Below are 19,988 nucleotides of genomic sequence, written 5' to 3' on the forward strand. Positions count from 1 at the left end.
CTGGCCCGAATTCTCCCCCTTGGTGCCACATGGGCGCCCGAATCGGACGCGAGGGTGCCACCATCGCAGGAGGACTAGTCATGCCGATCGCCAAGGCCATGCTGATCAAGACCGCCGCCATTGCCGGGGCCGGGCTGCTTGTGGCCGGGGGCAGCGGCTATATGATGGAACGCCATTCGCGCAACGTGGCTGCCGCCCAGGCCCAGGCCGCCGCCGCCCAGGCGGCCGCCCAGGCCGCGCCGCTGGCCGACCCCGTCCTGGCCGAGGCGCCCGAAGAGGATGGTCTGGCGCTGCAAGACATCGAACTGACCTCCTCGCCCGTGCTGCACCCCGAGGCCGAGCTGGCCGCCACCGGCCCCGCCGCGCCGCTGGCCCCGACCCCGGTGCAGGCCGAGGGCACCGCCGATCCCATCCAGACCGAGAGCGCCGAGGCCTCCGAGGGGGCCGCCTGTGCCGTCACCCTGACCGCCGAGCCCGCCGCCGCCGCCATGGTCACCCTGACCCTGGACGCGCCCTGCTACGCCGACGACCGCGTCGCCTTTCATCACGAGGGCATGGTCTTTACCGAGCTGACCGACGCCAGCGGCGCCCTGACCCTGTCGGTGCCCGCCCTGGCCGAGTTCGCCATCTTCGTGGCCGTCTTCCAGGACGGCGAGGGCGCCAGCGCCGATACCGAGGTCTCTTCCCTGGCCTTTTACGACCGCTCGGTCGTGCAATGGCAGGGCGACACGGGGCTGGAGCTGCACGCGCTGGAATACGGTGCCAGCTATGCCGAGCCGGGCCATGTCTGGGCCGAGGCCCCGCAAGAGGCCGCCGTGGCCGCGCGCGGCGAGGGCGGGTTCCTGACCCTGCTGGGCAACCCGGATCTGCCCCAGGCCCGCATGGCGCAGGTCTATTCCTTCCCGCTGGGCATTGCCCGCAAGGCGGGCACCATCGACCTGTCGGTCGAGGCCCAGGTGACCGAGGCCAATTGCGGCAAGGACATTGCCGCCCAGGTGATCCATGTCAGCGAAGGCGCCTTCGGCAGCTTCCATGACCTGAATGTCACGATGCCCGCCTGCGACGCGGCGGGCGACTATCTGCTGTTGAAGAATCTTCTCGATGATCTGAAGATCGCCGCCAAGTAACCTGCGGGAACCCGAGGCCAGGCACATGCGATCCCTGCGTGCGGCGATTTTCGCCGCACTTTTCCTTTTGCCCCTTGCGACATGGGTCCGCGCGCAGGATGTGACGCTGACCTCGCGCGACGGCAATGTCGAATTGTCCGGCGACCTGCTGGGCTTTGACGGCGAATTCTACCGGCTGCAAACCGAATTTGGCGTGCTGACGCTGGATGGCTCTGGCGTGCTGTGCGACGGGCCGGGCTGCCCCGACCTGACCGATTACGTGGCCCGTATCACCATTTCCGGCGCCGAAACCGTGGGCGAGGTGCTGATGCCCGCCCTGGTCGAGGGCTTCGGCCTGCGCGCGGGCTATGCGGTGCGGCGCGAGGAACTGGGGCCGGGGCAGGTTCTGTATACCCTGACCGAGCGCGCGGGCGGGCGCGTCGCGGGCGAGTTCACCATCCACAGCCACACCACCGACCGCGGCTTTGCCGAGCTGATCGAGGCGGGCGCCGATCTGGTCATGGCCCTGCGCGAGGTCCGCGAGACCGAGCTGGAGGCCGCCCGCGCCGCCGGTCTGGGCGACCTGACCCAGAAGGGCCGCGCCCGGGTGCTGGCGCTGGATGCGCTGGTGCCCATCGTGGCGCCGGGCAACCCGGTGCAGCGGCTGACCATGCCGCAGCTGGCGGATGTCTTTGCCGGGCGGATCACCAACTGGCAGGACCTGGGCGGGGCCGATGCCCCCATCGTGCCGCACCTGCGGGATCTGACCTCGGGCCTGGGGCAGGTGGTGCAGGACCGCCTGCTGCGCCCCGGTGGCGCCGGTCTGGCCGCGGGTGCGGTGCAGCACGACAGCGACGAGGATTTGCTGAAGGCGGTGCTGGCGGATCCCTTCGCCATCGGCCTGTCTTCGGCCTCCGAGGTGGGGGCGGCGGCGGGGCTGGCCCTGTCGGGCGCCTGCGGTTTCACCCTTCAGGCCACGCGGCGCAATGCCAAGACCGAGGATTACCCGATGACCGCGCCGGTCTTCCTCTATCAGCCCGCCGTGCGGCTGCCGAAACTGGCGCGCGATTTCCTGGCCTATACCCGCGACCCCCAGGCGCAATATGTGATCCGCCGCGCCGGCTTCGTCGACCAGCTGCCAGAAGAGGTGGCCATTGACGACCAGGGCGACCGCTTCGCCAATGCCATTGCCCAGGCGGGCGACGAGGTGCCCCTGGCCGAATTGCAGCGCATGGTGACCACCCTGACCGGGATGAAACGGCTGACCACCTCTTTCCGCTTCCGCGCCGGATCCACCCGGCTGGATGCGCAGTCGCTGTCCAACGTGCGGATGATGGCGCGCGCCCTGGAAAGCGGCCAGTTCGACGGGCGCGAGGTGCTGCTGATCGGCTTTTCCGATGGCGACGGCAGCGCCGAGGCGAACCTGCGGATCTCGGCCGAACGGGCCGAGACGGTGCGCCGCGCCGTGCTGGCCGCCGCCGAAACCGCCGATCTGTCGCGGGTCACCCTGGGCACCGATACCTTCGGCGAGGCCATGCCCATGGCCTGCGACGACAGCGACTGGGGCCGCCAGGTGAACCGCCGGGTCGAGGTCTGGCTGCGCTAGGCGCCCGGCTGATCCGTCCGCTGCCGCGCGCCCACCTCACCAACCTTTCCGTATCGTGGAAAGCCGCGCGAATTTCATCGCCAGCGGCGGCGCATTCGCTATCTTCGGCGCAGATATTTCAGGAGATCGTTATGACCGACTATGTCAGCCGCGCCGGCCTGTCCGTGGCCACGGATCTGGCCGATCTGATCGAAGGGCAGGTTCTGCCCGGACTGCCCGTCACCGCCGAGCATTTCTGGGCCGGTTATGCCCGTCTGCTGCGCGATCTGGTGCCGGAAAACCTGGCCCTGCTGGAAACGCGTGACCGCCTTCAGGCGCAGATCGACGCCTGGCTGACCGAACGCAAGGGCCAGCCCTGGGATGGCGCCGCCTATCGCGCCTTCCTGACCGAGATCGGCTATATCGTGCCCGAGGGGCCGGAGTTCTCGATCGGCACCCAGAATGTCGATGACGAGATCGCCCGCGTGGCCGGGCCGCAGCTGGTGGTGCCGATCACCAATGGCCGCTTCGCCCTGAACGCCGCCAATGCTCGCTGGGGATCGCTTTACGACGCGCTGTACGGCACCGACGCCCTGCCGGGCGCGCCCGAGGGCAAGGGCTATGACCCCAAGCGCGGCGCGCAGGCGGTGGCCTGGGCGGCCGAGTTCCTGGACACTGCCGTGCCGCTGAAGTCGATCTCGCATACCGAGGTCAGCGAGTATTTCCGCGAGGGCGGCGAGCTGCTGGCCCGGGCGGCCTCTGGCGTGCATGGGTTCAAGGATCCTTCGGTCTTCGTGGGCTATGCCGAAGAGGGGGCCACGGCCACCTATATGCTGCGCCACAACGGGTTGCATATCGGCCTGCTGATCGACCCCAGCCACCCGGTGGGCCGCGACAGCGCGGCGGGGCTGCGCGATGTGCTGCTGGAATCGGCCCTGACCGCCATCCAGGACTGCGAAGACAGCGTGGCCTGCGTCGATGCCCAGGACAAGGTTCTGGCCTATTCCAACTGGCTGGGCCTGATGAAGGGCGACCTGGCCGAAACCTTCGAGAAGGGCGGGCAGGTCATGACCCGCGCCCTGGCCCCCGATCTTGCACTGACCGCGCCCGAGGGCGGCGCCCTGACCCTGCCGGGCCGCGCCCTGCTGCTGGTGCGCAACGTGGGCCATCTGATGACCACCGACGCGGTGCTGTTCGAGGGCGAAGAGACCCCGGAAGGGATGCTGGACGCCATGGTCACCGTGGCCTGCGCCATGCATGACCTGAAGAAGACCGAGGGCCCCCGCAACTCTCGCGCCGGGTCGGTCTATGTGGTGAAGCCCAAGATGCACGGCCCCGAGGAAGTGGCCTTTGCCGACCGCCTGTATGCCGGGGTCGAGGCCGAGCTGGGCCTGCCGATGAACACCGTCAAGCTGGGGGTGATGGACGAGGAACGCCGCACTTCGGTCAACCTGTCGGAATGTCTGCGCCAGGTGAAGGACCGCGTGGTCTTCATCAACACCGGCTTCCTGGATCGCACCGGCGACGAGATCCACACCTCGATGCAGGCGGGCGCCTTCGTGCCCAAGGCCGACATGGCCAAGGCCGGTTGGCTGGCCGCCTATGAGCAGGGCAATGTGGACGCGGGCCTGACCCTGGGCCTGCAAGGGCGCGGTCAGATCGGCAAGGGCATGTGGGCCAAGCCCGACCGCATGGCCGAGATGCTGGAGGCCAAGATCGGCCACCCGATGGCCGGGGCCACCACCGCCTGGGTGCCCTCGCCCACGGCCGCCACGCTGCACGCCACCCATTACCACCAGGTGGACGTCTTCGCCCGCCAGGACGCGCTGAAGGGCCGCGCCGCCGCCTCGCTGGACGCGTTGCTGACGCCGCCGCTGCTGTCGGGGCGCAACCTGACCGAGGAGGAGGTGGCCCGCGAGGTCGAGAACAATTGCCAGGGGATCCTGGGCTATGTGGTGCGCTGGATCGACCAGGGCGTCGGCTGTTCCAAGGTGCCCGACATCAACGATGTGGGCCTGATGGAAGACCGCGCCACCCTGCGGATCTCGTCGCAGTATCTGGCCAACTGGTTGCTGCACGGGCTGGTGACCGAGGCCCAGGTCGAGGACGCCCTGCGCCGTATGGCGGTCAAGGTAGACGCCCAGAACGCGGGCGATCCGGCCTATATCCCCATGGCGCCCGATTTCGACGGCGTGGCCTTTGCCGCGGCGCGCGACCTGATCTTTACCGGGGTCGCCCAGCCCTCGGGCTATACCGAACCGGTGCTGCACGCGCGGCGCCGCGAAGCCAAGGCCAAGGAGGCCGCCCAATGATCCAGATCACCCGTTTGGACCTTGCCGATGCCCGCGTTCTGCTGGAGGGCGCCAAGGCCAAGGCCGCCGAGATCGGCGTGCCCATGTGCATTGCCATCACCGACGAAAGCGGCAACCTGCTGGCCTTCGAGCGGATGGAGGGCGGCAAGGTGACCTCTATCACCGTGGCCATCGACAAGAGCTTTACCGCCTCGGGGGCCAAGAAGGCGACCCATGACTATGGCACCGCCTCGCAGCCCGGCGCCCCGGCCTATGGCATCGCCTCGGCCATTGGCGGGCGGCTGATGGTCGTGGCGGGGGGCCTGCCGGTGATGGCGGGCGGCGACTGCGTCGGCGGCATCGGCGTCAGTTCCGGCACGCCGGGGCAGGACCGCGAGGTGGCCGAGGCCGGGATCGCGGCCTTCGAGGCGACGCTTTAAGCGGCATCTGCCTTTGCGAGCTAGACCGGCGGCCCCTGCGGGGGCCGTCTGGCGTTTCGGGGGCTATGTCGGGGCTACAGGTACCCTTCAGAGCGGAAGGACAGCTCGCGTGAGCGGCCGACGATGATGTGGTCATGCAGCGCCAGGCCCAGGGCCTCGGCCGCGGCCTCGATCTGGGCGGTCATGTCGATATCGGCCTGCGAGGGCGAGGGATCGCCAGAGGGGTGGTTGTGCACCAGGATCAGCGCGCTGGCGTTCAGTTGCAGGGCGCGTTTGACCACCTCGCGCGGGTAAACGGGCACATGGTCGACGGTGCCCTTGCCCTGTTCCTCATCCGCGATCAGCACGTTCTTCCGGTCCAGGTAGAGGACGCGGAACTGTTCGGTTTCGCGATGCGCCATGGCGGTGTGGCAATAGTCCAGCAGCGCATCCCAGGAGCTGACCACGGGGCGTTGCATCACCCGCGCGCGGGCCAGGCGCTGGGCGGCGGCCTCGATGATCTTCAGCTCGCAGATCACGGCCTCGCCGACCTCGTGCTGTTCCAGCAGCTGATCGCGCGGGGCGCTGATGACGCCATTGAAATCGCCGAAGCGTTGCAGCAGGCGGCGGGCCAGCGGTTTCATGTCCTGGCGGCTGTTGGCGCGGAAAAGGACCAGTTCCAGCATCTCGTAATCGGGCAGGGCCGCCGCGCCCCCCTGCATGAAGCGTTCGCGCAGGCGTTTGCGGTGGTCGCCGATATAAGAGGGCAGGCGGCCGGATTTCAGCGGCTGCACCGGGGCCTCGTCGCTGTCGAAGAGCGAGGGGGCGCTGTCGGAAAAGGCGGCGGGTCTGGTCATGCGGCCAGCCTGCGCCCGCAATGGTTAGCGTTCGGTTAAGGGGCGCGCGCCACGCAGGAAAAAGGGCGGCACGGGGCCGCCCTGGTTGGAGTAATGAGTGGGTATAGGGGCCCCGTGACCGGGGCTCCGCCCGTGAATTGCCCAAAAGGTCCACTGGACCTTTTGCCGGGGCCGAAGGCCCCGGTTTGGCAATTCACCCCTTCATCGAATCCCAGAAGTTCTTGACGGATTTGAAGAAGCCTTCGCTCTCGGGGTTGTTCTCTTCCGATAGGTCCTCGAACTCGCGCAGCAGTTCCTTTTGCCGCCCGGTCAGGTTCACCGGGGTCTCGACCGCCAGTTCGATGAACATGTCGCCCGCGCCGCCGCCACGCAGCGCCGGCATCCCCTTGCCGCGCAGGCGCATCTGGCGGCCCGATTGCGACCCTTCGGGGATCTTCACCCGCGAGCGTCCGCCATCCATCGTCGGCACCTCGATGTCGCCGCCCAGGGCGGCGGTGGCCATCGACACCGGCACGCGGCAGAACAGGTTGGTCCCGTCGCGTTCGAAGATCGGATGCTTGGCCACCTCGATGAAGATATAGAGGTCGCCCGCAGGCCCGCCGCGCATCCCGGCCTCGCCCTCGCCGCCCAGGCGAATGCGGGTGCCGGTTTCCACCCCGGCGGGGATGTTCACCGACAGCTGCCGGTCGCGATCGACGCGGCCCTGGCCGCCACAGGCCTTGCAGGGGTTCTTGATGATCTGGCCCAGGCCCGAACAGGTCGGGCAGGTGCGTTCGACGGTGAAGAAACCCTGCTGCGCGCGCACCTTGCCCATGCCGGAACAGGTGGGGCAGGTGGTGGGCTCGGCGCCGCCCTCGGCGCCCGTGCCCTCGCAGACCGTACATTGCACCGATGTCGGCACGTTGATGGTCTTTTGCAGGCCGGTATAGGCCTCTTCCAGGGTCACCCGCAGGTTATAGCGCAGGTCGGCGCCCCGGGTGGCGCGCTGGCGCCCGCCGGGCTGGCGCCCGCCCATGAAATCGCCGAACAGGTCGTCGAACACATCCGAGAAGGCCGAGGCGAAATCGGCATTGCCGCCGGGGCCACCGCCACCGGGGCGCCCGCCGCCCATGCCACCCTCGAAGGCCGCATGGCCATAGCGGTCATAGGCTGCCTTCTTGTCGGCGTCCTTGAGACAGTCGTAGGCCTCGTTCACTTCTTTGAACTGGTCTTCGGCCTGGGGGTTGTCTGCGTTGCGGTCGGGGTGAAGTTCCTTCGCCTTCTTGCGATAGGCCTTCTTGATCTCGTCCGCAGAGGCGCCCTTGCTCAGGCCGAGAACCTCGTAATAGTCACGTTTTGCCACGGTAGGATATCCCTTGCCTCAGGAACGTTGAAGGCCGGCCCGCCCGAAGGGAGGACCGGCCCCAGAGGTTCCTCAGCGTGGGCTGAACAGATCAGCCACGCTTGTTGTCATCCAGATCCTCGAAGTCGGCATCGACGATATTGTCGTCGTCCGAGGCCCCGCCCGAGGCGTCGTCAGCGGCCTGGGGCTCGTCCGAGCCTTCGTCCTGCTGCGACTTGTAGATCGCCTCGCCCAGACGCATGGCCGCTTCGGTGACGTTCTGGATACCGGCGCGGATTTTCTCGGCGTTGTCGGTTTCCAGCTCGTCCTTCAGGGCGGCCACGGCCAGTTCGATCGCCTCGACGGTCGAGGGGTCGACCTTGTCGCCGTGATCCTCGATCGACTTCTCGGTCGAATGGATCAGGCTTTCGGCCTGGTTGCGGGCCTCGACCAGGTCCTTGCGGGCCTTGTCGGCTTCGGCGTTCTCTTCGGCGTCCTTCACCATCTGTTCGATGTCGGCGTCGCTGAGGCCACCCGAGGCCTGGATGGTGATCTTCTGTTCCTTGTTGGTGCCCTTGTCCTTGGCGGAAACCGACACGATGCCGTTGGCGTCGATGTCGAAGGTCACCTCGATCTGGGGCATCCCACGGGGCGCCGGCGGGATGTCTTCCAGGTTGAACTGGCCAAGCATCTTGTTGTCGGCGGCCATCTCACGCTCACCCTGGAACACGCGGATCGTCACGGCGTTCTGGTTGTCCTCGGCGGTCGAGAAGACCTGGGACTTCTTGGTGGGGATGGTCGTGTTGCGGTCGATCAGACGGGTGAACACGCCACCCAGCGTTTCGATGCCCAGGGACAGGGGCGTCACGTCCAGCAGGACCACGTCCTTGACGTCACCTTGCAGAACACCGGCCTGGATGGCGGCGCCCATGGCGACCACTTCGTCCGGGTTCACGCCCTTGTGGGGTTCCTTGCCGAAGAACTTGGTCACTTCCTCGACCACGCGGGGCATCCGGGTCATACCGCCGACCAGGACGACCTCGTCGATGTCGCCGGTGGACAGACCGGCATCCTTCAGCGCGGCCTGGCAGGGCTTGATCGAGGCCTTGATCAGATCCGACACCAGGCTTTCCAGCTTGGCGCGGGTCAGCTTCATCACCATGTGCAGCGGCTGACCGTTCGACCCCATCGAGATGAAGGGCTGGTTGATCTCGGTCGACTGGCTGGACGACAGTTCGATCTTGGCCTTCTCTGCCGCCTCTTTCAGGCGTTGCAGGGCCATCTTGTCCTGACGCAGGTCGACGTTGTTCTCTTTCTTGAACTCCTCGGCCAGGTAGTTGACGATCTTCATGTCGAAGTCTTCGCCGCCCAGGTGGGTGTCGCCGTTGGTCGACTTCACCTCGAAGAGGCCATCGTCGATTTCCAGGATGGTCACGTCGAAGGTACCACCGCCAAGGTCATAGACCGCGATGGTGTGGGTTTCTTCCTTGTCCAGACCATAGGCCAGGGCAGCGGCGGTCGGCTCGTTGATGATCCGCAGCACTTCCAGACCGGCGATCTTGCCGGCGTCCTTGGTGGCCTGACGCTGGGCGTCGTTGAAGTAGGCCGGGACGGTGATGACCGCCTGGGTCACTTCCTCGCCGAGGTAGCTTTCGGCGGTTTCCTTCATCTTGCCGAGGATGAAGGCTGAGATTTGAGAGGGCGAGTATTTCTCGCCACGGGCCTCGACCCATGCGTCACCATTGCCGCCGTCGACGATGGTGTAGGGGAGGTTGGATTTGTCCGCGGACAGGGCCGGGTCGCTGGCGCGACGGCCGATCAGGCGTTTGACGCCGAACACGGTGTTGGTGGAGTTGGTCACGGCCTGGCGCTTGGCGCTCTGGCCGACCAGCCGCTCTTCTTCGGTGAAGGCGACGATCGAAGGCGTGGTGCGTGCGCCTTCAGAGTTTTCGATGACCTTCGGCTGGGCGCCGTCCATGATGGCGACGCAGGAGTTGGTGGTGCCGAGGTCGATCCCGATCACTTTACCCATGGTTTGCAATCCCTTCTACTTAAGGCGATGGTCCAGAAGTCCGACCCGTTACGGCATCGGCCTTCCGCGACCCGGTCCGGCGGGGGTTTTGGCCCCGCCCGCCGGGCTCAAGGGTATATAAGGAGGGGGTTTCGGCCCTGCAAGCCGGTCACAAGCGCGAGATCGGCAAAATTTCCGCTTGGTCCGGCTTTTGCGCCATTGCCCCGGGTTTGCGTCGCGAAATGTTGCAATGTCAGGAAAACGGGGCGCCGCCGAAGGGGCGCGGCGGCAGGGGCAATCTGTTGTGTCCGTCGCCGAAAGATCCCCTACATAGGGGAATAATCCGCCGCCCGAGCCAAAGAGGATAGCCCGATGTCGCCCGATCCCACCCTGACCCTGCGCGGCGTCCAGATCTGGCAGGGATTTCTTGATCGCCCCGCGCAAGAGGCCCTGTTGGGGGATCTGCGGGCGGTGCAGCAGGCCGCGCCGCTGTTCTCGCCGGAAACCCGCTGGGGCAAGAAGATGTCGGTGCGCATGACCTCGGCGGGGAAATACGGCTGGTATTCCGACCGGCGCGGCTATCGCTATGAGCGGCGTCACCCCTCGGGCGCCGACTGGCCGCCCATTCCCGACAGCGTGCTGCGGATCTGGTCGGCGCTGACCGGGCTGACCCGGCAGCCCGATTGCTGTCTGGTGAACCTTTACGGCGAGGGCGCGAAGATGGGCCTGCACCAGGACCGGGACGAGGCCGATTTTTCCTGGCCCGTCCTGTCGGTCTCGCTGGGCGACGAGGGGCTTTTCCGCATCGGCAATACAGAGCGCGGCGGCAAGACCGAAAGCCTGTGGCTGAAAAGCGGCGACGTGCTGATCCTGGGCGGAGAGGCGCGGCTGCTCTACCACGGGGTGGACCGGATCCGCTTTGGGTCTTCCACGCTGCTGGCCCAGGGCGGGCGGATCAACCTGACCTGCCGGGTGGTGGACTAGGGTGCCCTAGTCGTTCGGATCGGTGATGGTCAGGGTGCAGCAGCCGGTCATCAGGCGATAGCGTTCCTCGCCCTCGTGCCGCCCGTTCAGCACCAGCCCCACCGAGAAGCCGTAAAGGCTGTCGGACATCCCGTCTGAACACAGTTCCCGACGCATCACGCCGGTCACCGTCAACTCTTCCGACCGCGCCGACAGGGCATAGATCCGGTCGCCCGGGGCGTCGTCCTCCAGCATGGTCAGCACCGGCCATCGGCCGCTGTCGGGGGTTTCCAGCACGTAATGGGCGTCAGAGGCGCGGGCCATGAGCCAGAAGGGCTCGGTGCCGAAACAGGCCAGGTCCGACGACAGGAACATGCTGCGCTGAGGCATCGCCCGCAGGTAGCGCATCGAGACCCAGCCCTGGCGTCCCTCCAGGTTGACTTGCCCCCAGCCGGTGGCGGGGTCCAGGCGGATCACTTCGACCCGTTCGGCGTCGGGGTCGAAGCTGCCCAGGATCTCGGCCCGGGCAGAGGGCGCGGCGCGGATGTTCAGCCGGTCGTTCGCGGCCACCCCGGTGACGGCATAAAGCGCGGGCAGCTGCGGCTGTGCCCGGGCCGTGCCGGGCAGGGCCAGGGCGATCAGGCAGAGGCAGAGCAGGGACAGAAGGCGGGACATGGCGGCAGGCTCCGGGACGGGGTCTCTGGCCCAGCTTGCCCCGCGCGGGGCCGTCAGGCCAGGGAAAACGTCGCCCTCAGCGCCGCGCGTTCCACGACAGCGAGGCATGGCGGCGGGTGTAGAACTCGCCGATCATGCCCAGGCAGAACAGCGCCACCGCCACCGACAGCGCATATTCCAGCGACGAGAAATGCGGGTTGTAGTTGATGAAGGTATGGCCGCGCGCCTGGTCGATGGAATGGTACAGCGGGTTCCAGTCGAAGAGGTTGCGCATCGAGGGCGTGATCTGGTTGGCCACGAACATCTTGCCCGAGGCGATCATGTTCGCCCGGGTGTAAAGCTGGGCCGCGATGCCGGTGAACTCCGGGAACCAGGGTTTCAGCGCCAGGAAACAGACCCCGACCGCGATCCCGTAGAACCAGGCCGTCAGGATGCAGGCGAAGGCCCCGGCGGGTTCGTAGATCTCGAACGGCCGCACGGCGACGTGGTAGACAAACAGGATCAGCAGCAGGGTCAGCACCTGAAGATACAGCGTCGACAGCGCCGAAGAGGCCAGCGCGATCACCGTGTTCATCGGCGCGTGTTTCATCATCGGCGACGAGGGGCCGTCCGAGCCCATGACCGAAGAGACCGTCTTTACATGGGTCATGTAGATGAAGACGCCCGAGAGCATGAACAGCAGGAAGTCGCCGCGAATCGCCGTGCGGCGCAGGCCCAGAATGGCGAACATGGCGTAGAAAACCGCCATCATGATGGCCACGCGGATCAGGTTGTTGACGATCGACAGAACCGCGTTGTTGTGGCTTTTGCGGATGTTATGGGCGGTCGAATGGAAGATCAGCTCGCTCATGGCGATGGCTGACTGGAACCGCGTCTTCCTCGATCTTTGCTGAAACATGCGTCGGTTCTTTGCCTCTGTCCGCCGATCCGCCCGGCATCGGGGCGGTTATCCTGCGTCTCTATTGTTACCCAAAGATAACTTGCCTCGCCCCGGCGATCAATTATGCCCGACCTGCGCGCCGTTGCGGCGCGGCCCCTTGCGGAGCATTGCGATTATGCGACTTTTCCGGGCAATTCCGCCTGCAATTTATGCGCCGGGTTGTGTTTGGGGCAGCGACACAGGCAGGGTGCCGCTGCGGCAAGGGGCGGAAAACACAGCGCTCTCGGCGGCTTCCGGCGCAGGCAGAGCGCCCATGGGCGATGCCGCGCTTGTTCGCGCTACCGGCCTTTTCTTCACGGGTCCCGAGGCCTACGCTTGTCTCGAGAGTCAAACCTTTGTGAAGCTCCGGCCGGACGGGGATCGCCGGTATGCCAGGGGGTCGGGCGTCAGGGTCGCAGTAGGTGGTTAACGGGTTTCACGTATTTGAACTGGCCAGGCAGGGACCGGGCCATAGATGATCATCCCGGGGGCCTGCGGGCCGTCCGAACAGCAATAGATTGAGAGTGCACAGTGCAAAACAAGGTCACAAAAGCCATTTTCCCGGTCGCCGGTCTCGGCACCCGCTTTCTGCCTGCCACCAAGTCGGTGCCGAAAGAGATCATGACCCTGGTCGATCGGCCGCTGATCCAATACGCCATCGACGAGGCCCGCGCGGCGGGCATCGAAGAGTTCATCTTCGTCACCTCGCGCGGCAAGTCGGCGCTGGAAGATTACTTCGATCACAGCGCCGTGCTTGAGGCCGAGCTTGCCGCCAAGGGCAAGGATGACCTGCTGAACGTGCTGCAATCCACCTATATGGAAAGCGGCCAGATCGCCTATATCCGCCAGCACAAGGCGCTTGGCCTGGGCCATGCGGTCTGGTGCGCGCGGCGCCTGCTGAACAAGGACGAACCCTTTGCCGTCATCCTGCCCGATGACGTGATCGCCGCTGACAGGCCCTGCCTGCAACAGATGGTCGAGGCCTTCGAGGAAAACCCCGCCTGCATGGTCGCGGCCATGGAAGTGCCCGCCGACAAGGCGAAGTCCTACGGCATCCTGGATGTCAAAGAGGACATGGGCAGCGTGGTCTCGGTCAAGGGCATGGTCGAGAAACCCGCACCGGGCACCCAGCCGTCCAACCTGGCCGTCATCGGCCGCTACGTGCTGACGCCGCAGGTGATGGACAACCTGAACGAGCTGAAGAAGGGCGCGGGCGGTGAGATCCAGCTGACCGATGCCATTGCCGACGAGATCCGGGCGGGCCGCGACGTGCACGGCTTCCGCTTCAACGGCCAGCGTTTCGACTGCGGCTCGAAGGCGGGCTTCCTTCAGGCCACCGTGTCCTTTGGCCTGCAACGCGACGACCTGCGGGACGAGCTGATGGGCTATCTTCAGGACGTCATCGCCAGCTCGCAGGCGGCGCAGTAAGCGGGGCGCGCGACGTGGAAAACGTCCTGGTCACCGGCGGTGCGGGCTATATCGGCTCGCACGCCTGCAAGGCGCTGGCGCGGGCGGGGTTCACGCCGGTCACCTATGATTCCCTGGTCACCGGCTGGCAGGACGCGGTGAAATTCGGCCCCTTCGAGAAGGGTGACCTGCTGGACCGCGCCCGGCTGGACGCGGTCTTTGCCAAATACCAACCCGTCGCCGTGATGCATTTCGCCGCCCTCAGCCAGGTCGGCGAGTCGATGCGCGACCCGGGCCTCTACTGGCGCAACAACGTGCTGGGCTCGCTCAACCTGGTCGAGGCGGCGGTGGATACGGGCTGCATGAACATGGTCTTCTCCTCGACCTGCGCCACCTATGGCGAACATGACAACGTGGTGCTGGACGAAGACACGCCGCAGCTGCCGATCAACGCCTATGGCGCGTCGAAAAAGGCGGTGGAAGAGATCTTGCGCAACTTCGGCGAAAGCCACGGGCTGCGCCATGTGATCTTCCGCTATTTCAACGTGGCGGGGGGCGATCCCGAGGCCGAGGTGGGCGAATACCACCGCCCCGAGACGCACCTGATCCCGATCATGCTGGAGGCGATCGACGGCAAGCGCCCGGCGTTGACCATCTTCGGCACCGATTACGACACGCCGGACGGCACCTGCATCCGCGACTACGTCCATGTCTGCGACCTGGTCGACGCCCATGTGCTGGGGGTGCGCTGGCTGGAGGCGGGCAAGGGCAACCGGGTGTTCAACCTCGGCACCGGGGCGGGGTTCTCGGTGCGCGAGGTGATCGAACAGTCGCGCGCGGTGACCAACCGCGCCGTGCCTTACGACGAAGGCCCGCGGCGCCCCGGCGATTGCACCAAGCTGGTCTCGGGATCCGTGCGCGCCGAGGCCGAACTGGGCTGGACACCGCAGCGGTCCACCCTCGATATTATGATCGAGGACGCATGGCGGTGGCACCAGACAGGACAGTATCAGAAATGACCCCGGACGCCGGGGCCGGGGATCCCGGCCCCGCGCCTGTCCTGTCGCCTTGGCGGCGCTACCGGCTGCGCCTGTTGCGGCGGCGGCTGCTGTGGCGGGCGCTGCGGGCGCGGCACAGGCTGCGCCCGGTGGCCGATCGCACGGACGGCCTGGCCGATGATGCGGTTCTGGTCGTCGCCTGCGTGCGCAACGAGGGGCTGCGCCTGCCGTTCTTCCTGTCGCACTACCGCGCCCTGGGCGCCGATCATTTCCTGATCGTGGACAATGACAGTGACGATGGCAGCGCCGAGATGCTGGCGGGGCAGGGGGACGTCTCGCTTTGGCAGACCGGGGACAGCTATCGCGACAGCCGTTTCGGCATGGACTGGCTGGGCTGGCTGCTGATGCGCCATGGCGCGGGCCACTGGTGCCTGACCGTGGATGCCGACGAGCTGCTGGTCTGGCCCGGGGCCGAGGCCGAGGGGCTGGCGGGGCTGACCGCGCGGCTGGCGGCGGCGGGGCGGGGCGTCCTGGGGGCGCTGATGCTGGACCTTTATCCCGAAGGGCCGCTGGACGCCGGGGCCTATGCGCCGGGTCAGGATCCGACCGAGGTTCTGCGTGGCTTCGACCCGGGCCCCTACCGCGCCCGCTGGCAGCCGCGCCATGGCAACCTTTGGGTGCAGGGCGGGATGCGCGAGCGGCTGTTCTTCGGCGAGGATCCCACGCGGGGGCCGACGCTGAACAAGCTGCCGCTGGTGCGCTGGCACTGGCGCGATGCCTATCTGAACTCGACCCATTCCCTGCTGCCCCCGGCGCGCAACGCGGCCTATCGCGGCCCTGCGGGGCCTGGCCCCTCGGGGGTGCTGCTGCACACGAAATTCCTGCCCGATAGCCCGGCGCGCGCCCGGCAGGAACAGCAACGCGGCCAGCATTTCGGCGCGCCAGAGGTCTTCGACCCCTATTACCGCGCGGTCAGTGCCGCCCCCGATGCCTGGCACGCGGGCAGCTGTCGCTATACCGGCCCCGCCCAACTGGAACAGCTGGGGCTGATGCGCCGCGACTGAGGGCGCGGGGGGCATTCGACCCTTTCCGACAGTTCTGTTTTCATAGAGAAATAGAAGATAGAGTGACCGGGATGACATCGCCGGCAGGGGCAAGCCGTGGCCAGGGGGCAACCGGCGCAGGAGCAGTGGATTGGGCGTCTTCGAATCCTACAATCTGGGGCGGGAAAAGCGCTTCCTGCACTACAGGGCGCTGCGCAAGCGGCACCAGCTGAGGGTGGTGGCCAACCGCACCCGCAAGATTCGCAAACGCCACATCCTGGCCTTCACCACCCTGCGCAACGAACGGATCCGCCTGCCCTACTTCCTGGAGTACTACCGCGACCTGGGGATCAACCATTTCCTTTTCGTGGACAATGACAGCGATGACGGCTCGCGCGAGTATCTGGCCGAGCAGAAAGATTGCTCGGTCTGGACCACCCGAGCCAGCTATCTGAAATCGCGCTTCGGCATGGACTGGATCAATTGGCTGCTGCTGCGCTACGCCCATGATCACTGGACGCTGACGGTCGATCCCGACGAATTCTTCGTCTACCCCTTCTGCGACACCCGGCCCCTGAACGCCCTGACCGACTGGCTGGATGCCTCGGAGATCCGCAGCTTCTCGGCCATGCTGCTGGATATGTACCCCAAGGGGCCGATCACCGCGGACCCCTACCGGGAGGGGCAGGACCCGCTGGAAATCGCCAGCTGGTTCGACGCGGGCAACTACACGATCAGCCGCAACTGGCGGAACGGCAACCTGTGGATCCAGGGCGGGCCGCGGATGCGGGTCTTCTTCGAGGACGAGCCCTGGAAGGCGCCGGCGCTGAACAAGGTGCCGCTGGTGCGCTGGCACCGGCGCTATGCCTTCCAGTCCTCCACCCATTCCCTGTTGCCGCGCGGGATGAACCTGGTCTTCGACGAATGGGGGGGCGAGAAGGCCTCGGGGGTGTTGCTGCACACCAAGTTCCTGGACACCTTCACCGCCAAGGCGGCGGAAGAGCTGACGCGCGGTCAGCACTACGGCGACAGCCAGGAATACATCGCCTATCACCAGCGGCTGAAGGACGAGCCCGAGCTGTGGTGCAAATGGTCCGAGAAATACATCAACTGGCGCCAGCTCGAGATCCTCGGGCTGATGTCGAAGGGAAACTGGGCCTGATCGGCCCGAGAGCGGAGAGAGCGGGGATTTGGGCGTCGGGATCGTGATGCTGGTCCATACGGCCCTGGGACGGGCCGAGCAGGTCGCGCGCCATTGGGCGGCGGCCGGATGCCCCGTGGTCATCCATGTCGACAAGAAGGTCGGCGACCGGGTTTATGACAAGTTCCGCAGTGCACTGGCGGATCAGGATCTGATCCGCTTTTCCCCGCGCCACCTGTGCACCTGGGGCGCCTGGGGGATCGTTGCCGCCACCCAGGACGCGGCCGAAATGCTGCTGCGCGACTTCCCCGAGATCCGCCATGTCTACCTGTCGTCGGGGTCCTGCCTGCCGCTGCGCCCGGTGGAAGAGCTGAAGACCTATCTGCGCGCCCGCCCGCGCACCGATTTCATCGAAAGCGCCACCACGGCGGATGTGCCCTGGACCGTGGGCGGGCTGGACGAGGAACGGTTCACCCTGCGCTTTCCGTTTTCCTGGAAGACGCAGCGCCGGGCCTTCGACTGGTACGTCGATTTCCAGCGCCGCGTGGGGTTCCGCCGCCGGATCCCGGCGGGCATCGTGCCGCATATGGGCAGCCAGTGGTGGTGCCTGACACGTCAGACCCTCCAGGCCATTCTGACCGATCCGCAGCGGGCCGAATACGACCGCTATTTCAGCAAGGTCTGGATCCCCGACGAAAGCTATTTCCAGACCCTGACGCGCAAGTATTCGTCCCATGTGGAAAGCCGGTCTCTGACCCTGTCGAAGTTCGATTTCCAGGGCAAGCCGCACATCTTCTACGACGATCACCTGCAATTGCTGCGCCGGTCCGACTGCTTTGTGGCGCGCAAGATCTGGCCCCATGCCAACCGCCTGTACCGCGCCTTCCTGACCGACCCGGCGGGGGCGATGAAGAAACGAGAGCCGAACCCCGGCAAGATCGACCGCATCTTTTCCAAGGCGGTGGAACGGCGCACGCGCGGGCGGGCGGGCCTTTACATGCAGTCGCGCTATCCCCGCGACGGCTGGGAAGGGGGGCTGACGGGCACCAAGTATTCCGTCTTCCAGGGCTTTGCCGAGCTTTACGAGGATTTCGAACCCTGGCTGGCGCGGGCCACGGGCTGTCGCGTGCATGGGCAGCTTTTCGGGCCGGGCGATGCCGAATTCGCGGGGCGTCAGCCGGTGATCAACGGTGCGCTGACCGCCTCGGCCAGCCTGCGGGACTATGCGCCGCGCGCCTTCCTGACCAACCTGCTGTGGAACACCCGGGGCGAGCGTCAGTGCTTTCAGTTCTCGCCGCGCGCCAATCAGGCGGTGACCTGGGACATGGCCAAGGACGGCAATGCGCAGATCAGCGTCATCTCGGGCGCCTGGGCGGTGCCGCTGTTCCTGTCTGACCGCCCCTTCAGCGAGATCCGCAAGGAGGCCGCGCAGCAACAGAAGATCGAGGCCGATTTCCTGCACGCCCTGCGCTCGCCCCATGCCAAGGCGCGGGTGCGCATCTGGACCATGGCCGAGTTCGTCGAGGCCCCGATGGAGCCCTTGCAGATGGTGGTGGACGAGATGGGCGCGCGCACCGCGCGGCGCCTGTCCGAAGTGCCCCGGATGCGGGCGCTGGACGGGTTCGGCCAATTCCTGCAAAACCTGAAGAACCAGGGGATGCACCCCTATCTGATGGGCGATTTCCCCGTCCCCTCGGCCGAGGCCGTCCCGCCAGAAGGGACGGGCGACGAGAAACCGCGCAAACCGCGCCGCCCCTACCTGGTGCAGAAATAGGACGTCATGGCCCGCTTCGATTACTTCATCGTCTTCGCCGAAATGCGCACCGGGTCGAATTTCCTCGAGGCGAACCTGAATGCGCTTGATGGCGTCAGCTGTCTGGGCGAGGTCTTCAACCCCTATTTCATCGCCTATCCCAATGCCGAGGACTGTCTGGGCCTGACCCAAGAGGCGCGCGATGCCGATCCGCTGGCGATGATCGAGGCGGTGCGCGCCGCCCCCGGCCTGAACGGCTTCCGCTTCTTCCATGACCACGACCCGCGGGTGCTGGACCTGGCCCTTGCCGATCCGCGCTGCGCCAAGATCGTGCTGACCCGCAATCCGGCCGAAAGCTATGTCAGCTGGAAGATCGCCCAGGCCACCGGCCAGTGGAAGCTGACCGATGTGCGTCGCCGCAAGGAAGAACAGGCCACTTTCGACGCCGAGGAATTCGAGGCCCATCTGGAGGCCTTGCAGCAGTTCCAGATGCGCCTGATGTCGGTGCTTCAGGTCACCGGGCAGACGGCCTTCTACGTCGATTACGAGGATCTGCAATCGGTCGACGTGATGAACGGCCTGGCCGACTGGCTGGGCGTCGAGGCCCGGCTGGAAGGGCTGACCCAGAAGCTGAAGGTGCAGAACCCCCAGGCCCTGGCCGAGAAGGTGGCCAATTTCGACCAGATGGAAGGGGTGCTGGCGCGGCTGGACCGCTTCAACCTGTCGCGCACGCCCAATTTCGAGCCGCGCCGGGGCCCGCAGGTGCCGGGCTTTGTCGCTGCGACCCGGGCGCCGCTGCTGTACATGCCGGTGAAGGGCGGCCCGGACCGGCAGGTCGAACACTGGCTGGCGGCGCTGGATGGCGGCAAGCCGCGCGACCTGATCCGCAAGATGTCGCAAAAGGATCTGCGCCAGTGGCTGCGCGCCCAGACCGGCCATCGCAGTTTCACCGTGCTGCGCCACCCGCTGGCCCGGGCCCATGCGGTCTTCTGCGAGAAGATCCTGTCGGGCAAGTTCGCCGAGATCCGCAAGATCCTGCGGCAGCGCTATTCCCTGCCGATCCCCGGCAAGCCCGATGGCGTCTACAGCCTGGAACAGCACCGCGAGGCCTTTGGCCTGTTCCTCGATTTCCTCAAGGCCAACCTGGCGCAGCAGACCGGCCTGCGCATCGACCCCCATTGGGCCAGCCAGTCGGCGCTGCTGGAAGGGATGGCGCAGTTCGCCACCCCCGATCTGGTGCTGCGCGAAGAGGAAATGGCCGAGGACCTGCCGCGCCTGGCCGCACGGCTGGGGATCGAGGCCCCGGCGCCCGGCCCCGCGCCCGCGGATACCCCCTATACCCTGGCGCAGATCCACGATGCGGATCTGGAGGCGCGCGCCGCCGAGGCCTATCAGCGCGATTACATGATCTTCGGCTTCGGTCCCTGGGCGGGCTGAGGGACGCAGGCGGCTGACACGAAAACGGGGCCTCAGGGGCCCCGCTGCATGATCCGGTCGGT

At 66.6% G+C, this 19,988-nt stretch carries 16 protein-coding genes; 11 read left to right on the forward strand and 5 right to left on the reverse strand.

Features of this window, described 5'->3' with window-relative positions; all coding sequences use genetic code 11:
- Window positions 1-80: 80 nt before the first annotated feature.
- The 4 genes from ACRARE_RS06050 (at window position 81) to ACRARE_RS06065 (ending at window position 5,422) form a co-directional block, all read left to right on the forward strand.
- On the forward strand, window positions 81-1,127 hold the full coding sequence (locus ACRARE_RS06050) for a translocase (protein WP_432655510.1): 1,047 nt from the start codon (window positions 81-83) through the stop codon (window positions 1,125-1,127).
- 25 nt (window positions 1,128-1,152) lie between these two features.
- The gene (locus ACRARE_RS06055; RefSeq protein ID WP_432655511.1) at window positions 1,153-2,712 is read left to right on the forward strand and encodes a phosphate ABC transporter substrate-binding/OmpA family protein; all 1,560 of its coding nucleotides are present in this window, start codon (window positions 1,153-1,155) and stop codon (window positions 2,710-2,712) included.
- 131 nt (window positions 2,713-2,843) lie between these two features.
- Window positions 2,844-5,003: a malate synthase G gene (locus ACRARE_RS06060; RefSeq protein ID WP_432655512.1), complete on the forward strand. Its 2,160-nt coding sequence runs from the start codon at window positions 2,844-2,846 to the stop codon at window positions 5,001-5,003.
- Entirely contained in the window at window positions 5,000-5,422 is a 423-nt protein-coding gene (locus ACRARE_RS06065; protein WP_432655513.1) for a GlcG/HbpS family heme-binding protein, read from the forward strand. Before ACRARE_RS06060 ends, ACRARE_RS06065 begins: the two co-directional genes overlap by 4 nt.
- Window positions 5,423-5,496: 74 nt before the next feature.
- Here ACRARE_RS06065 and radC read toward each other — a convergent pair whose 3' ends face one another.
- The 3 genes from radC to dnaK all read right to left on the reverse strand — a co-directional run bounded on the left by radC (window position 5,497) and on the right by dnaK (window position 9,611).
- Window positions 5,497-6,258, reverse strand: coding sequence for a RadC family protein (radC, locus tag ACRARE_RS06070; RefSeq protein WP_432655514.1), 762 nt, complete (start codon window positions 6,256-6,258; stop codon window positions 5,497-5,499).
- 193 nt (window positions 6,259-6,451) lie between these two features.
- Window positions 6,452-7,600 (reverse strand): molecular chaperone DnaJ, encoded by a 1,149-nt coding sequence (gene dnaJ, locus ACRARE_RS06075; RefSeq protein ID WP_432655515.1) that lies wholly within the window; start codon window positions 7,598-7,600, stop codon window positions 6,452-6,454.
- 91 nt (window positions 7,601-7,691) lie between these two features.
- Window positions 7,692-9,611 (reverse strand): molecular chaperone DnaK, encoded by a 1,920-nt coding sequence (gene dnaK / locus ACRARE_RS06080; protein WP_432655516.1) that lies wholly within the window; start codon window positions 9,609-9,611, stop codon window positions 7,692-7,694.
- 351 nt (window positions 9,612-9,962) lie between these two features.
- Here dnaK and ACRARE_RS06085 point away from each other — a divergent pair, with 351 nt between their 5' ends.
- On the forward strand, window positions 9,963-10,574 hold the full coding sequence (locus tag ACRARE_RS06085; protein WP_432655517.1) for an alpha-ketoglutarate-dependent dioxygenase AlkB family protein: 612 nt from the start codon (window positions 9,963-9,965) through the stop codon (window positions 10,572-10,574).
- A gap of 6 nt (window positions 10,575-10,580) precedes the next feature.
- On the opposite strand, the gene ACRARE_RS06090 is transcribed toward ACRARE_RS06085, so the two are convergent.
- Together ACRARE_RS06090 and ACRARE_RS06095 are read right to left on the reverse strand one after the other, a co-directional pair.
- Entirely contained in the window at window positions 10,581-11,228 is a 648-nt protein-coding gene (locus ACRARE_RS06090; RefSeq protein WP_432655518.1) for a COG3650 family protein, read from the reverse strand.
- Window positions 11,229-11,304: 76 nt separating this feature from the next.
- Window positions 11,305-12,126, reverse strand: coding sequence for an ABC transporter permease (locus ACRARE_RS06095; RefSeq protein ID WP_432655519.1), 822 nt, complete (start codon window positions 12,124-12,126; stop codon window positions 11,305-11,307).
- Window positions 12,127-12,678: 552 nt separating this feature from the next.
- On the opposite strand from ACRARE_RS06095, the gene ACRARE_RS06100 reads away from it, so the two are divergent.
- The 6 genes from ACRARE_RS06100 (at window position 12,679) to ACRARE_RS06125 (ending at window position 19,926) form a co-directional block, all read left to right on the forward strand.
- Window positions 12,679-13,575, forward strand: coding sequence for a UTP--glucose-1-phosphate uridylyltransferase (locus ACRARE_RS06100; RefSeq protein ID WP_432655520.1), 897 nt, complete (start codon window positions 12,679-12,681; stop codon window positions 13,573-13,575).
- A 14-nt stretch (window positions 13,576-13,589) separates the two neighbouring features.
- On the forward strand, window positions 13,590-14,573 hold the full coding sequence (gene galE / locus ACRARE_RS06105; protein WP_432655521.1) for a UDP-glucose 4-epimerase GalE: 984 nt from the start codon (window positions 13,590-13,592) through the stop codon (window positions 14,571-14,573).
- The gene (locus ACRARE_RS06110) at window positions 14,570-15,616 is read left to right on the forward strand and encodes a glycosyltransferase family 2 protein (RefSeq protein WP_432655522.1); all 1,047 of its coding nucleotides are present in this window, start codon (window positions 14,570-14,572) and stop codon (window positions 15,614-15,616) included. Before galE ends, ACRARE_RS06110 begins: the two co-directional genes overlap by 4 nt.
- Window positions 15,617-15,746: 130 nt before the next feature.
- Complete coding sequence (locus ACRARE_RS06115) at window positions 15,747-16,757, forward strand: glycosyltransferase family 2 protein (RefSeq protein WP_432655523.1); 1,011 nt, start codon at window positions 15,747-15,749, stop codon at window positions 16,755-16,757.
- 28 nt (window positions 16,758-16,785) lie between these two features.
- Complete coding sequence (locus ACRARE_RS06120; protein WP_432655524.1) at window positions 16,786-18,510, forward strand: DUF5927 domain-containing protein; 1,725 nt, start codon at window positions 16,786-16,788, stop codon at window positions 18,508-18,510.
- Between the two features lie 6 nt (window positions 18,511-18,516).
- Complete coding sequence (locus ACRARE_RS06125) at window positions 18,517-19,926, forward strand: sulfotransferase family 2 domain-containing protein (protein ID WP_432655525.1); 1,410 nt, start codon at window positions 18,517-18,519, stop codon at window positions 19,924-19,926.
- Window positions 19,927-19,988 lie beyond the last annotated feature (62 nt).

It is taken from the genome of Pseudooceanicola aquaeponti (assembly GCF_050897975.1).
Lineage (GTDB): Bacteria > Pseudomonadota > Alphaproteobacteria > Rhodobacterales > Rhodobacteraceae > Pseudooceanicola.

Bases quoted from the DNA above. Each gene is read 5' to 3' on its own strand.
- ACRARE_RS06085 (WP_432655517.1), top strand. From the start codon at position 9,963: ATGTCGCCCGATCCCACCCTGACCCTGCGCGGCGTCCAGATCTGGCAG.
- dnaK (WP_432655516.1), bottom strand. From the start codon at position 9,611: ATGGGTAAAGTGATCGGGATCGACCTCGGCACCACCAACTCCTGCGTC.
- ACRARE_RS06125 (WP_432655525.1), top strand. From the start codon at position 18,517: ATGGCCCGCTTCGATTACTTCATCGTCTTCGCCGAAATGCGCACCGGG.
- ACRARE_RS06090 (WP_432655518.1), bottom strand. From the start codon at position 11,228: ATGTCCCGCCTTCTGTCCCTGCTCTGCCTCTGCCTGATCGCCCTGGCC.
- ACRARE_RS06110 (WP_432655522.1), top strand. From the start codon at position 14,570: ATGACCCCGGACGCCGGGGCCGGGGATCCCGGCCCCGCGCCTGTCCTG.
- ACRARE_RS06055 (WP_432655511.1), top strand. From the start codon at position 1,153: ATGCGATCCCTGCGTGCGGCGATTTTCGCCGCACTTTTCCTTTTGCCC.
- radC (WP_432655514.1), bottom strand. From the start codon at position 6,258: ATGACCAGACCCGCCGCCTTTTCCGACAGCGCCCCCTCGCTCTTCGAC.
- ACRARE_RS06065 (WP_432655513.1), top strand. From the start codon at position 5,000: ATGATCCAGATCACCCGTTTGGACCTTGCCGATGCCCGCGTTCTGCTG.
- ACRARE_RS06050 (WP_432655510.1), top strand. From the start codon at position 81: ATGCCGATCGCCAAGGCCATGCTGATCAAGACCGCCGCCATTGCCGGG.
- ACRARE_RS06060 (WP_432655512.1), top strand. From the start codon at position 2,844: ATGACCGACTATGTCAGCCGCGCCGGCCTGTCCGTGGCCACGGATCTG.
- ACRARE_RS06095 (WP_432655519.1), bottom strand. From the start codon at position 12,126: ATGTTTCAGCAAAGATCGAGGAAGACGCGGTTCCAGTCAGCCATCGCC.